Source organism: Muricoccus roseus, assembly GCF_900141905.1.
GTDB lineage: Bacteria > Pseudomonadota > Alphaproteobacteria > Acetobacterales > Acetobacteraceae > Roseomonas > Roseomonas rosea.
In genome coordinates this window covers 40,677-53,123 of the sequence record NZ_FQZF01000012.1, presented here as the reverse complement: position 1 = coordinate 53,123, position 12,447 = coordinate 40,677, and the positions used below count along the sequence as shown (strand labels likewise).

The following is a 12,447-nucleotide window of genomic DNA, read 5'->3' as shown; positions in this document are numbered from 1 at the left end:
ATCGGTGGCCGCATCGTCGCAGTCCGGTAAGGTCGGGCTTGGTATCATCGGCTTCGGCATCATGGGGGAGCGGCTGCTCCGTGCGGCGCTCGACGCGCCGGAACCCGCTGTCCAGCTGATAGGCGTCTGGGATCCCGCACCCGAAGCCGCTGCGCGGCTGGCGTCCGTCGCGCCGGGGCTGCCCATGCTTCCCAGCGCCGATGCGGTGATCGAGGGTTGCGATTGCCTCTACGTGGCCACCCCGCCCGCTGCCCATCTCTCCCTGGCTGATGCGGCGCTGGCCAGCCGCCGGGCCCTGCTGCTGGAAAAGCCCCTTTCCCATGACGTGGAGGCCGCGCGGCGCTTCGTGGCCCGTGCCGAGGCGGAGGGCGCGCGGGCTGGGGTGAACTTCCCGATGGCCTCCTCGCCGGCCGTCGCCCAGCTTCGGGCCTGGATGGAGGGCGGGGCGGTCGGCCAGCCAGAGGCACTCGAGATCAAGGTCGCCTTCGCCACCTGGCCGCGCTCCTGGCAGCGCGATGCCGCGCCCTGGCTCTCCCGCCGGGCGGAGGGAGGCTTCACCCGCGAGGTGGTGTCGCACTTCCTCTTCCTGACCCGCCGGCTGCTCGGCCCCCTCGCGCTGAAGGGCGCGCAGGCCAGCTTCCCGCCGGGGGACGGATCGGAAACGGCCATCGAAGCCCGGCTGACCGCGGGCGGCGTGCCGGTGACGCTGCACGGCGGGGTGGGCACCACGGAGCGCGACGACACCAATGGCTGGACGCTGCGCGGCACGGCGGGGGCGATCCGCCTGCGCGACTGGTCCATCGCCGAGCGCCAGGGCGAGGCGGGCTGGGCGACCGCGCCGGACGCGCTGCCGAACGAGCGCATGCGGCCCCTGGTCCTCCGTGGCCAGCTGGAGAAGGTGGCCGCGATGACGCGGGGCGAGCCCCACGGCCTAGCGACGCTGCGCGAGGCGCTGGAGGTGCAGGAGGTGGTCGAGGCGATCCTCGCCGCGGGCTGATCCGCGCCGGGGAGAAGGACGGGCCGATTCTCCCGCAGGACCGCCCCGGCCCCGAAGATCCTTCCTTGCAAGCCGCTCGTTCCGCAATCCGCTTGCGCGGCCCCGGTCATCCCGGCATGGTTCCCTGACAGCCGCGAAGACGGCGTTCAGGGAAATGGGGCGGTCCGGGTGCAGGAATTCATCCTGGAGACAGAAGGTCTGACCAAGGAGTTCCGCGGCTTCGTCGCGGTCTCGGGTGTGGACCTGCGAATCAGGCGCGGCACGATCCACGGGCTGATCGGCCCGAACGGGGCGGGCAAGACGACCTGCTTCAACCTGCTGACGAAGTTCATGCAGCCCTCTCGCGGGACGATCCGCTATGACGGGCGCGACATCACCGCCATGAAGCCGGCCGAGGTCGCCCGGCTCGGGCTGGTGCGGTCCTTCCAGATCTCGGCGGTGTTCCCCCATCTCTCCGTGCTGGAGAACGTGCGGGTGGCGTTGCAGCGGCAGCGCGGCGGCAGCTACGACTTCTGGCGGAGCGACACGGTGCTGCGCCGCTACGACGAGCGGGCGATGGAGCTGCTCGCCGATGTGGGACTGACCGCCTATGCGGGCGCCCCGGCCGGCACGCTCCCCTATGGCCGTAAGCGCGCGCTGGAGATCGCGACCACCCTGGCCCTCGAGCCGACTCTCATGCTGCTCGACGAGCCCACGGCCGGCATGACGCATGAGGATGTGGACCGGATCGTCGCCCTGGTGCGCCGCGTAGCGCAGGGGCGCACGGTGTTGATGGTCGAGCACAACCTGAAGGTGGTTGAGGGGCTCTGCGATGCCATCACCGTGCTGACCCGCGGCAAGGTGCTGGCCGAGGGGCCCTATGCCGAGGTGTCGCGCAACCCGGCGGTGGTGGCCGCCTATCTCGGCAGCGATCCCGGGGTTTCCGGCGCGGCGGAGGTGGCCCATGCCTGACGCGTTGCCGCCGGTGCTGCCCGACGCCATCACGGATGTGATGCTCGCCATCCGGGACCTCCATGCCTGGTATGGCGAGAGCCATGTGCTGCATGGCGTGAACCTGGATATCCGCCGGGGCGAGGTGGTCACGCTGCTCGGCCGCAACGGTGCGGGCAAGACGAGCACGCTGCGCGCCATCATGGGGCTGACGGGCCGGCGCACGGGGTCGGTGGTTTTCGAGGGGCGCGAGACGATCCGGATGAGCCCGGATGCGATCGGGCGCGCGGGCATCGGTTACTGTCCGGAGGAGCGCGGGATCTTCGCGAGCCTCGACGTGACCGAGAACCTGATGCTGCCGCCGAAGGTGCGCGAAGGTGGGCTGGATATCCCGACGATCCATGCCCTCTTCCCCAATCTGAAGGAGCGGGCGCGCAGCCAGGGCACGAAGCTCTCGGGCGGGGAGCAGCAGATGCTGGCCATCGCCCGCATCCTGCGCACCGGCGCGCCGTTGCTGCTGCTGGACGAGCCGACCGAGGGGCTGGCCCCCGTCATCGTGCAGCAGATCGGCGCCATGATCCGCGAGATCAAGCAGCGCGGCTACACCGTGCTGCTGGTGGAGCAGAACTTCCGCTTCGCCCAGACCGTGGCCGACCGCCATTACGTGATGGAGCATGGCCGCGTAGTGGACAGCGTGATGAATCACGAGATGGCCGGCAGCATGGAACGGCTGCACGCCTATCTCGGTGTCTAGCGGCGGGCGGGGAACCCGCCGCGCCGGATGAAGAACGAAGAACTGGGAGACAAACAGGAATGACCATCGACCGCCGCAGCTTGCTCGGGGGCGCCGCAGCCCTTCCGGCCCTGGGCATGATGCCCTGGGGCAGCGCCCGCGCGCAGGCGAACAACGTGCTGAAGCTCGGTGTGCTCACCGACATGTCCGGCACCTATCGTGACGGCTGCGGCCCGGGTTCCGTCGCCGCCGTGCGCCAGGCCGTGCAGGACAGCGGCGTGGCCGGCCGCAACATCCAGGTGGAGGTGCTGCAGGGCGACCACCAGAACAAGCCCGACGTCGCCTCCACCATCGCGCGCCAGTGGATCGACCGCGACGGCGTCGATGTCATTATCGATGTCGCGACCTCCTCCTGCGCCCTAGCCGTGCATGGCGTGGTGAAGGAGAAGAACAAGATCATGCTGAATTCCACGGGCGCCACGGCCGACCTCACCGGCCCGGCCTGCCACGGGAACACGATCCACTGGACCTACGACACCTGGATGCTCGCCAATTCCACGGGCGGCGCCATGGTGAAGGCGGGCGGCGACACCTGGTTCTTCATCACCGCGGATTATGCCTTCGGCCATGCGCTCGAGCGCGACACCGGGGATCTGGTGCGGAAGCAGGGCGGGCGGGTACTCGGCTCCGTGCGCCATCCGTTCCCGGGCACGACCGACTTCTCCTCCTTCCTGCTGCAGGCGCAGCAATCGCGCGCCAAGGTGGTCGGCCTCGCCAATGCGGGCGTTGATACGATCAACAGCGTGAAGCAGGCCGCGGAGTTCGGGCTGACGCGCCGGCAGAAGCTGGCCGTGCTGCTGATGATCGTCAGCGACGTGCACAGCCTTGGCCTCAACACCGCCCAGGGGCTGGTGCTTTCCGAGACCTATTATTGGGACCTGAACGACCGCACGCGGAACCTGGCCAACAAGCTGAAGGGCCCGCTGAACGGTGCCATGCCGACCATGTGGCAGGCGGGCTGCTACTCCGCAGCGCTGCACTATCTTAAGGCCGCGGCCGATATGGGCGTCGCCCAAGCCAAGGCGAGCGGGCTGGAGACGGTGACGCGCATGAAGGCCATGCCGACGGATGACGACGCCTTCGGCCCGGGCTCGATTCGCCAGGACGGCCGCAAGCTGCATCCGTCCTACCTCTTCGAGGTGAAGGCGCCGGGCGAGAGCAAGGGCCCGTGGGATTACTATAAGCTCGTCCGCACTGTGCCGGCGGAGGAGGCCTTCCGCCCGATGGCCGAGGGCAGCTGCTCCCTCGTCCGCACCTGAACCGAAACCCGGGGAAGCCGCCCAGCGCGGCTTCCCTGGCTAGCACGGGTGATCCGCCTTGCTCGAGGAACTTCTCTTTCAGCTTGAGATGTCGGCGCCGCAGATCGTGCTGGGGCTGGTGAACGGCGCCTTCTACGCGCTGCTGTCGCTGGGCCTTGCCGTGATCTTCGGCATGCTGAACGTCATCAACTTCGCCCATGGCGCCCAGTTCATGATGGGCGCCTTCGTCGCCTGGATGCTGCTGAACTGGGCCGGCATCCCCTATTGGGGCGCGCTCATCCTCTCGCCGTTGATCGTGGGCGTCTTCGGCGTGATCCTCGAACGAACGATGATCTCCCGGCTGTACAAGCTCGACCACCTCTACGGCCTGTTGCTGACCTTCGGCCTGGCGCTGATCATCGAGGGGCTGTTCCGCAACCAGTTCGGCTCCTCCGGCCTGCCCTATGCCCCGCCGGCCGCGCTGACCGGCGCGCCGCTCGACCTCGGCTTCATGATGCTGCCGAAGTACCGCGTCTGGGTCGTGGTCGCCGCCTTCGCGGTCTGCATCGCCACCTGGCTGGTCATCGAGAAGACGCGGCTCGGCGCCTATCTCCGCGCCGCGACGGAGAATGCGCCGCTCGTCCAGGCCTTCGGCGTGAACGTGCCGCGCATGGTCACCCTGACCTATGCGGCGGGCGTGGGGCTGGCCGCGCTGGCCGGGGTGCTGGCGGCGCCCATCTATTCGGTCAATCCGGGCATGGGGTCGAACTTCATCATCACCGTCTTCGCCGTCGTGGTGATCGGCGGGATGGGCTCCATCCTCGGCTCGGTCATCACCGGCTTCGGCCTCGGCCTCGTCGAGGGCCTGACCAGGGTGATCTATCCCGAGGCCTCAGCCACCGTGATCTTCGTCATCATGGCGATCGTGCTGCTCGCACGCCCCGCCGGCCTGTTCGGAAGGGCCTGACCCATGGCGTCCGCCACGACACTCTCGCCCCATGCCGCCCCCGGCGCCTCAGAGGGCGGCACGCCCGCCGCGCTGCCGCCCTCGGCCCAGGGATTCTTCGGCTTCACCCGGGCGCAGGGGATCGCGCTCCTGGTGCTGATCGCGGCGCTGATCGCCTGCCCCTTCTTCCTCTACCCGCAATTCCTGATGAAGCTGCTCTGCTTCGCCCTCTTCGCCTGCGCCTTCAACCTTCTCATCGGCTATGTCGGCCTGCTCTCCTTCGGGCATGCGGCCTATTTCGGCATGGGCAGCTACATCGCGGCGCATGCGGCCAAGGTCTGGGGGCTGACGCCGGAGCTCTCCATCCTGCTCGGCGGCGTCGCCGGGGCGGCTTTCGGCCTCGTCTTCGGCTGGATCGCCATCCGGCGGGCGGGCATCTACTTCGCCATGATCACCCTTGCCCTCGCGCAGATGGTCTACTTCTTCTGTCTCCAGGCGCCCTTCACCCATGGCGAGGACGGCATTCAGTCCATCCCGCGCGGCATGCTCTTCGGCGTGATCGACCTACGGGCGGACATGAACATGTACTGGTTCGTCGCCGCCCTGTTCCTCGTCGGCTTCCTGCTGATCCACCGGATCATCCATTCCCCCTTCGGCCAGGTGCTGACCGCCATTCGGGAGAACGAGCCCCGGGCCACCTCGCTCGGGTACCGGACGGATGACTACAAGCTGGTGGCCTTCGTCCTGTCCGCCGGCATCGCCGGCATCGCCGGGGGGGCCAAGGCGATCACGGTCGGCATCGCCACCCTGACGGATGTTCACTGGTCCATGTCGGGCGAGGTGGTGCTGATGACCCTGCTCGGCGGGCTGGGCACTCTCTTCGGGCCCGTGATCGGGGCCGGGGCCGTGGTCAGCATGCAAACCTACCTCGCGCCCTTCGGGGCCTGGGTGACCATCATCCAGGGGGTGATCTTCGTTCTCTGCGTCCTCGCCTTCCGCGCGGGCATCGTCGGCGAGATCGCCCGCATGCTTCGTGTGAAACTCTAGGCCCGGGGCGCTTGAAGAGGGGGCGGGGCGGGGCGATCTTTCGGCCTGCGATGAACCCCGCTCCTCTCCCAGCCCCCGTCCGGCGAATCGCTGGCCTCGCGCTCCTCGCGGCCAGTGTCGGCTTCACGGGCATACTCTCCTTCATCCATGTCCTGGTGAGGCTCTTCGATTGAGCCCGACCCAAGGCCCGTATCGGGGCTTCGACAGGCTGCCGCGCTGGTGGACCGGCCTGCGGGGCGTGCCTATCGCCCTTTTCGCCCTTCCCTTCGTGCCGGCTTTCTTCCTCTCCCTCGCCAGCGGGCAGGGAAGGCTGATCGGCGGCTGCATTGCCGGGATCGCCGGGGTGGCCAGCGCCATGACCCATCTGGCCCGTGCCCGGCGCGGCGATGCCCGCAGGGCTGGGGTGGTGCTGGGCGTGGGCACGGGGCTGGCGGCCGGCTTCGCCGGCGGGACAGGGGCATGGGGCGCCGTGGTGCTCGGCTTCATGGCCTGGGGCGGCGCGCGCCTGCTCTATGAGGGGGTGACGGAGATGGCACCGCCACCCCCGCCGCCGCCTCCGCGTCCGCCCGATGGGCTGGACCCGCTGCGCGCCCGGATCTCCGCCCTGCAGACCGGGGACCGCCTCCTCCTGCCGGCGGTGGAGGCCATGCGCGGCCTCCTGCATGAGCTGACGCTGCGCCCGGATGCCGCGGGCCAGGCCCGGCGCGTGCTGGTCGTCGGCGTGGACGGGCTGGAGCGGATCAGCCAGCGCCTCGCCCAGGGCGCCACGCCGCCGGAGACGCTGCCGGTTCTCGTGGACGACCTGGCGCGGGCCGCCCGCCAGTCCGCCGAGGATCTGCGCGGCGCGGAGACCGAGGCATTGGCGATCCAGGTGAAGGTCCTGCAGGACCGCCTGCACCAGGAGGGCATCGCATGAGCGACAAGGCGCTGGAGGCCGCGCCGGAGCGCGTGGCGGAGCTGGCTAAGCGGATCGACCTGAACGACCCCATCAGCATCACCCGTTTCGGGCAGGAGGCGCAGGGACGGGCCACGGCGGCGGCGGACGCCATGCTCGGCGCCGCGCGCAACGACGCGGTGGGGGAGGCCGGCGATTCGCTGTCGCGCCTGCTCACCACGCTCCGGGGCTTCGACGTGACGAAGCTGGACGCGAAGCCAGGGCTGATCACCCGCCTGTTCAGCCGGGCGGGGGCGGAGACCGCCGCCATCCTGCAGCGCTACGAGGGCGTGCGCAGCCAGGTGGAGGCGATTGGCGACAAGCTGGACGCGCACCGCACCAGGCTGATGGAGGATGTGGAGCGGCTGGAGCGGCTCTATGACGGGACGCTCGCCTGGTTCCACGCCCTGGCGGACCATATCGCGGCCGGCGAGGCCGTTCTCGCCCGGACGGACAAGGAGGCCATCCCGGCGGCCGAGTGGGAGGCCGAGGTGGGCCGCGATCCGCTCGCGCCACAGCGCCTGCGCGACCTGCGCGCCGCGCGGGAGGAGCTGGACCGCCGCGTCCACGACTTGCGCCTGACGCGGCAGATCGCGATGCAGGCGCTGCCCTCCATCCGGCTGATCCAGGAGAACGACAAGGCGCTGGCCGGGCGGATCCATTCCGTGCTGGCCAACACCGTGCCGCTCTGGCGCACCCAGCTGGCCCAGGCACTGGCCCTGCAGCGGATGCGCGAGGCCGGGCACGCGGTGCGGGCGGCGACCGACCTGACGAACGAGCTGCTGACCGCCAATGCCGAAGGCCTTCGGCGCGCCAATGTGGAGGTGCGGACGGAGATCGAGCGCGGCGTGGTGGATCTGGACGCCGTGCAGAAGGCGAACGCGGCGCTGGTCGCAACGATCGAGGATTCGCTGCGCATCGCGCAGGAAGGCCGCGAGCGGCGCGTCGCCGCCACCAAGGCGTTGGGCGAGGCAGAGGCGGAAATCCGCCGCGCCCTGGTCTCCGCCCGCGCGCCCGCGCCGAAGAAGCCCTGATCCGGCGCCCGGGTGGGCGCCGGGTTCCCGGCCTCAGCGCCGGGCCGAGGCCTGGGCGACGTAGTTGTCGAAGGGCAGTTCCGCGACGCGGTGCCAGATCCGCATGTCGTCGCGGTGCTTCGACCAGCTTTCATGCACCTTCGCGAAGTCGGGATTCCTCGCGACCAGCTCCTTCTCGATGTCGAGCCAGGTGCGCAGGCAGGTGTCCAGCATGTCGCGCGAGAAGGGGGTGAGCTTCGCGCCCTGGGCGACGAGGCGGCGCAGGCTGTCCGGGTTGCGGATGTCGTAGCGCGCGACCATCCAGTGCGTCGCCTCGGCGCAGCCGGCGCGGATGGCGGCCTGGTAGGACTTCGGCAGCGCGTTCCATTGGTCGAGGTTGACGTAAAAGTAGGTGGAGGCACCGCCCTCCCACCAGGCGGGGTAATGATAGAAGGGAGCGACGCGGACGAAGCCGAGCTTCTCGTCGTCATAGGGGCCGAGCCATTCGGCGGCGTCGATCGTGCCGCGCTCCAGCCCGGGATAGAGGTCGGCCGCGCCGAGCTGCTGCGGCACGCCGCCAAGACGGGAGAGCACCTGCCCCGCGAGGCCGCCGATGCGCATCTTCAGCCCGTTCAGGTCGGAAGCCGGGCCCATGGCCTTGCGGAACCAGCCGCCCATCTGCGCGCCGGTGGCGCCCAGGGGCATGCCGTAGACGTTGAACTTGCGGTGCACCTCGTTCATCAACTCGATGCCGCCGCCTTCATACATCCACGCATTCTGCTGGCGGGTGTTCAGGCCGAAGGGCAGGCCGGTGGCGAAGCCGAAGGCCTCGTTCTTGCCGGTGTAGAGGAAGCTGGTGGTGTGGCAGCACTCGACGCTTCCGGTCTGCACGGCGTCCAGCGCCTGGAGCGGTGGCGCGATCTCGCCGGCGGCGAAGACGCGGATCTGGAAGCGGTCATCCGTCAGCTCGGACACCACGCGGGCGAAGACCTCGCCGGCGCCATAGATGCAGTCCAGCGACTTCGGATAGGAGGAGGTGAGGCGCCAGCGCAGCGTGGGCTGGGCGGTCTGGGCGATGGCGGGGGCGGCGATGGTGGCGGCACCGGCGGCCAGCGTCGCGGCCCCCCCGGCGCGGCCCAGAAGGGCGCGGCGATCCATGACGTTCTCTCCCAACAGCGATGGCGGCAGTAACGCGATCGCGTCGGCGGCGCCAGGGGGATGTGCGCTTGACCCGGCCCCGACACGGGTGTGCGATTGACCTCCAAGCAAAGGGGAGGGGTGGGATGCGCGCCTGGGCGGTGGTGGAGACGGGGGCGCCGTTGCAGGCGCTGGACATGCCGACGCCGGAGCCGCGGGGCGCCGAGGTGCTCATCGAGGTGACGCATTGCGGCGTCTGCCATTCCGACCTGCATATCTGGGAAGGCGGCTACGACCTGGGCAGCCGCGGCAAGCTCTCCCTGAAGGATCGTGGCGTCGTGCTGCCGCTGGCCATGGGGCATGAGATCGCCGGCCGGGTCGCCGCGATGGGGCCCGAGGCCAGCGGCGTCGCCATCGGCGAGGCGAAGGTGGTCTTCCCCTGGATCGGCTGCGGCCGGTGCGAACGCTGTGCCGCAGGGGATGACAACATGTGCGCGAATGCGGCGCGCACCCTCGGCATCTACCGGAACGGCGGCTACGCGACCCATGTGCTGGTGCCGGACGCGAAGTACCTGGTCCCGGTGGACGGGGTGGAGCCCGCGGTGGCTGCCACCTATGCCTGCTCCGGGATCACGGTGCATTCGGCAATCAGGAAGCTGGGTGCCATTCCGCCGGACCGGCCGGTGGTGCTGGTGGGGGCCGGCGGGCTCGGATTGAACGCCATCCATATGCTGCGTGCCCTGGGGCACCGGAGGATCGTCTCGGTCGATGTCTCGGCCGCGAAGCTGGAAGCGGCCAAGGCGGCCGGGGCAACGGACACGGTGCTCGCGGAGGGCGATGTGACGGCGGCGATCGTCGCCGCCTGCGGCGGGCCGGCGCTCGCGGTGATCGACCTGGTGAATGGTGCCGCCACGGCGCGCTTCGCCTTCGATGCGCTCGGCAAGGGCGGGGTGCTGGTCCAGGTCGGGCTGTTCGGCGGCGAGATGACGATCCCCCTGCCGCTCATGGCCATCCGTGCCCTGACCATCCAGGGATCCTATGTGGGCTCGCTGGACGACCTTAAATCCGTCATGGCGCTGGCCAAGGCCGGCAAGCTGGCGGCGCTGCCGGTTAGTACCGAGCCCATGAACCAGGCGAATGCCGTGCTGGAGCGGCTGCGGGACGGCAAGGTGACGGGCCGCGTGGTGTTGCGGGCCGAAGCGGCCTGAAGGAGGCCGGTCCCTCAGCCCGGCAGGCGGGAGAGGCGGACGGGAAGGCCGCGCGCGAGGGAGTTGCTGACGGTGGAGCTCTCCTCGGCGCGGCGGACCAGCGCGTCGAGGTCCGCCTCCGCCTCCTCGGCCCGGAGGGAGACGCGCAGCTCGGCGGCGGTGGCGAGCAGGGGAGAGCCCTCGAGCTGCAGGATCACCTCGACCGAGATCGAGGCGAGCCGCACGCCCATCTCATGGGCGACATAGTGCAGGTCGTTGCAGAAGCAGCCGCCGATGGCCAGGCCGAGCAACTGCCCGCCATTGAACCCCAGCCCCTGTCCGCCGGCCCTTCCCTCCGGCCGGTCCACCACGACGCTATGGGCGCCGGCCCAGCCGAGTGCGACCTCGGTCCCGGGGATGCTTTGCAGCCGGATACTCATGACGGTCATGCCGGCCTCCGGGAACGGGCCGGGGCAGCCTGCATCAAGGCGCGTCCGATGGTCGAGGACGGAGTGCGGGGCTGGGACGGGCGCATGCGAAAACGCCCGCGGGACGAGATGTCCCCGGGCGTCGCCGGTCAGTCTCCTTGCGGGCGCGAGGCGCCCGCCGGGATTACTTGATCTTGGCCTCGCGGAAGACGACGTGCTTGCGGGCGACGGGGTCGTACTTCTTCTTCTCCATCTTGCCGGTGGCATTCCGCGTGTTCTTCTTGGTCACGTAGAAATAGCCGGTGTCGGCGGAGGAGACGAGGCGGATCTGGATGGTGTTGGACTTGGCCATGGCTCTACTCGGGACTCGATTCCACAGGGGCGGGTGCCGGCCAGGGCCGGGTCGCGAAGGGGCCGCAACCTAGCCGCCACGGCGCCCGCGTCAAGCATTTATCCCAGCATGGGCCGGAGTCAGCGGGCCAGGGCGGCCTGATAGAGCTCCGGCGAGTCCAGCACCGCCCGCGCTACCGCGTAGTCGGCATCGCGCCCCTCGGCCGGGGGGCAGGCACTGCGCAGGGCGGCGACCTCGCTGGTGGGCACGGGCGCACGCGCCGCGCGGGCGCGGGCGAGGGGGATGGCCATGGGGCTGTCCGGCGTGCCGAGGGTGGCGAGGTTCCGGGCCGTCTCCTCCGCCCCGCGGCTCGTGCAGAGGGCGGGCAGCACGCCGAGCATCTGGAGGGGCCAGCCGCGCGGGGCAAGGATGCGGGACCAGGAGAGGGCCAGCTCGCCGCCATTGGGCAGGGGAACGAGCACCTGGATGAGCCCCTTGCCCATGGTGGCGCTGCCGACGACCACGCCCCGGCCGAGATCCCCGATCGCGGCGGCCACGACCTCGGCCGCCGAGGCCGTGCGGCCGTCCACGAGGACGATCAGGGGCCGGCCAGCGGCGAGGTCGGGCCCGGCGGCCGTGAAGCGGCGTCGCGAATCGGGGTGGCGGCCCTCGGTTGTCACCATCGTGCCGGCGGGGATGAAGGTATCCGCCACGCGGATGGCCTGCTGAAGCAGCCCGCCGCGGTTGCCCCTGAGGTCGAGGACCACACCCAGCGGCGCATCGGCCGAGGTGGTTTCCCGCAAGGCGCGGTCGAGCTGCTCCGGCGTGGCCGCCGAGAAATGGGGCAGGTTCAGCCAGAGGATGCCGTCCCGGACCCGGGCCGAGACGGAAAGGGTCGGGGCGGCGCTGCGGGTGAGGAGGACCTCGAGCCGGCGCCGGCCCCGGCGGATGGAGAGGAGCACGCTGCTGCCCGGAGGCCCTTCGAGGATGGAATGAGCCTCGTCCAGCTGCTCGGCCGAGAGGGCGATGCCGTCAGCCTCCACCACAATGTCCCCTGGGCGGAGCCCGGCCCGGTCGGCCGCGCTGCCGGGGGTGACGGCGCCGATGGCCACCTGGCGGCGCGACGCATTGGCGAGGGTAAGGCCGAGATCGTTCGTGCCGAGCCGACGATCGCGGCCCTGCCGCGCCTCGTCCGGCGTCATGTAGCGGCTATAGGGGTCGAGGTGGTTGAACACCTCCTCGAAGCCGGCCTGGAGCATGGCCTGCCGGCCGGCGCGGCGGAGGGCGGGGGACTGGCGTTCCGCCTCGGTGAGCAGGGCGGCCACGGCATCGGCCGCGGCGGCCGGCGTGTCGCCGGCCAGCCGGTCGGCGGCCAGGTTCTCGGAGAAGCCCAGCACCAGGGCGGGGCCCCGGCGCGTGGCCGAAAGATAGGGGTCGATCGCCTCCAGCCCGCGCAGGGCCCAGAG

13 protein-coding genes are annotated in these 12,447 nt (G+C 70.5%); 9 read left to right on the top strand and 4 right to left on the bottom strand.

Translation table 11 applies throughout. From position 1 onward, the window contains the following. The first annotated feature begins 4 nt into the window (after window positions 1-4). The 8 genes from BUB97_RS11610 (at window position 5) to BUB97_RS11575 (ending at window position 7,919) form a co-directional block, all read left to right on the top strand. On the top strand, window positions 5-997 hold the full coding sequence (locus tag BUB97_RS11610; protein ID WP_245818279.1) for a Gfo/Idh/MocA family protein: 993 nt from the start codon (window positions 5-7) through the stop codon (window positions 995-997). Window positions 998-1,165: 168 nt separating this feature from the next. Continuing rightward, window positions 1,166-1,948, top strand: coding sequence for an ABC transporter ATP-binding protein (locus BUB97_RS11605; protein WP_073134880.1), 783 nt, complete (start codon window positions 1,166-1,168; stop codon window positions 1,946-1,948). Then, window positions 1,941-2,681 (top strand): ABC transporter ATP-binding protein, encoded by a 741-nt coding sequence (locus BUB97_RS11600; RefSeq protein WP_073134878.1) that lies wholly within the window; start codon window positions 1,941-1,943, stop codon window positions 2,679-2,681. Before BUB97_RS11605 ends, BUB97_RS11600 begins: the two co-directional genes overlap by 8 nt. A 59-nt stretch (window positions 2,682-2,740) precedes the next feature. Beyond that, on the top strand, window positions 2,741-3,979 hold the full coding sequence (locus BUB97_RS11595; protein ID WP_073134877.1) for an ABC transporter substrate-binding protein: 1,239 nt from the start codon (window positions 2,741-2,743) through the stop codon (window positions 3,977-3,979). A 58-nt stretch (window positions 3,980-4,037) separates the two neighbouring features. Then, on the top strand, window positions 4,038-4,925 hold the full coding sequence (locus BUB97_RS11590; protein ID WP_456306333.1) for a branched-chain amino acid ABC transporter permease: 888 nt from the start codon (window positions 4,038-4,040) through the stop codon (window positions 4,923-4,925). A 3-nt stretch (window positions 4,926-4,928) separates the two neighbouring features. Continuing rightward, on the top strand, window positions 4,929-5,951 hold the full coding sequence (locus BUB97_RS11585; RefSeq protein WP_073134875.1) for a branched-chain amino acid ABC transporter permease: 1,023 nt from the start codon (window positions 4,929-4,931) through the stop codon (window positions 5,949-5,951). Between the two features lie 169 nt (window positions 5,952-6,120). Next, complete coding sequence (locus BUB97_RS11580) at window positions 6,121-6,867, top strand: hypothetical protein (protein WP_073134873.1); 747 nt, start codon at window positions 6,121-6,123, stop codon at window positions 6,865-6,867. Beyond that, a complete protein-coding gene (locus BUB97_RS11575) occupies window positions 6,864-7,919 on the top strand; it encodes a toxic anion resistance protein (protein WP_073134872.1) in 1,056 nt (351 codons plus the stop codon). The genes BUB97_RS11580 and BUB97_RS11575 overlap by 4 nt, the downstream gene beginning before the upstream one ends. A gap of 33 nt (window positions 7,920-7,952) precedes the next feature. On the opposite strand, the gene BUB97_RS11570 is transcribed toward BUB97_RS11575, so the two are convergent. Beyond that, window positions 7,953-9,056, bottom strand: coding sequence for a TRAP transporter substrate-binding protein (locus BUB97_RS11570; protein WP_073134870.1), 1,104 nt, complete (start codon window positions 9,054-9,056; stop codon window positions 7,953-7,955). A gap of 125 nt (window positions 9,057-9,181) precedes the next feature. Between BUB97_RS11570 and BUB97_RS11565 the strand changes: the two genes are divergently transcribed. Then, window positions 9,182-10,243 carry an alcohol dehydrogenase gene (locus BUB97_RS11565; RefSeq protein ID WP_073134869.1) on the top strand — a complete coding sequence of 354 codons (1,062 nt, stop codon included), beginning with the start codon at window positions 9,182-9,184 and terminating at the stop codon, window positions 10,241-10,243. Between the two features lie 14 nt (window positions 10,244-10,257). On the opposite strand, the gene BUB97_RS11560 is transcribed toward BUB97_RS11565, so the two are convergent. From BUB97_RS11560 to BUB97_RS11550, 3 genes are all read right to left on the bottom strand, one after another. Then, window positions 10,258-10,671, bottom strand: a complete 414-nt coding sequence (locus BUB97_RS11560) for an OsmC family protein (protein ID WP_073134868.1) — start codon at window positions 10,669-10,671, stop codon at window positions 10,258-10,260. Window positions 10,672-10,834: 163 nt separating this feature from the next. Next, complete coding sequence (gene rpmG, locus BUB97_RS11555) at window positions 10,835-11,002, bottom strand: 50S ribosomal protein L33 (protein WP_073134866.1); 168 nt, start codon at window positions 11,000-11,002, stop codon at window positions 10,835-10,837. A 119-nt stretch (window positions 11,003-11,121) separates the two neighbouring features. Further along, on the bottom strand, window positions 11,122-12,378 hold the full coding sequence (locus BUB97_RS11550) for a S41 family peptidase (protein WP_086062126.1): 1,257 nt from the start codon (window positions 12,376-12,378) through the stop codon (window positions 11,122-11,124). Window positions 12,379-12,447 lie beyond the last annotated feature (69 nt).

Excerpts from the sequence above, each read along its gene's own strand:
- BUB97_RS11570 (WP_073134870.1), bottom strand. The coding sequence starts at position 9,056 with ATGGATCGCCGCGCCCTTCTGGGCCGCGCCGGGGGGGCCGCGACGCTG.
- BUB97_RS11585 (WP_073134875.1), top strand. The coding sequence starts at position 4,929 with ATGGCGTCCGCCACGACACTCTCGCCCCATGCCGCCCCCGGCGCCTCA.
- rpmG (WP_073134866.1), bottom strand. The coding sequence starts at position 11,002 with ATGGCCAAGTCCAACACCATCCAGATCCGCCTCGTCTCCTCCGCCGAC.
- BUB97_RS11595 (WP_073134877.1), top strand. The coding sequence starts at position 2,741 with ATGACCATCGACCGCCGCAGCTTGCTCGGGGGCGCCGCAGCCCTTCCG.
- BUB97_RS11600 (WP_073134878.1), top strand. The coding sequence starts at position 1,941 with ATGCCTGACGCGTTGCCGCCGGTGCTGCCCGACGCCATCACGGATGTG.
- BUB97_RS11575 (WP_073134872.1), top strand. The coding sequence starts at position 6,864 with ATGAGCGACAAGGCGCTGGAGGCCGCGCCGGAGCGCGTGGCGGAGCTG.
- BUB97_RS11560 (WP_073134868.1), bottom strand. The coding sequence starts at position 10,671 with ATGACCGTCATGAGTATCCGGCTGCAAAGCATCCCCGGGACCGAGGTC.
- BUB97_RS11565 (WP_073134869.1), top strand. The coding sequence starts at position 9,182 with ATGCGCGCCTGGGCGGTGGTGGAGACGGGGGCGCCGTTGCAGGCGCTG.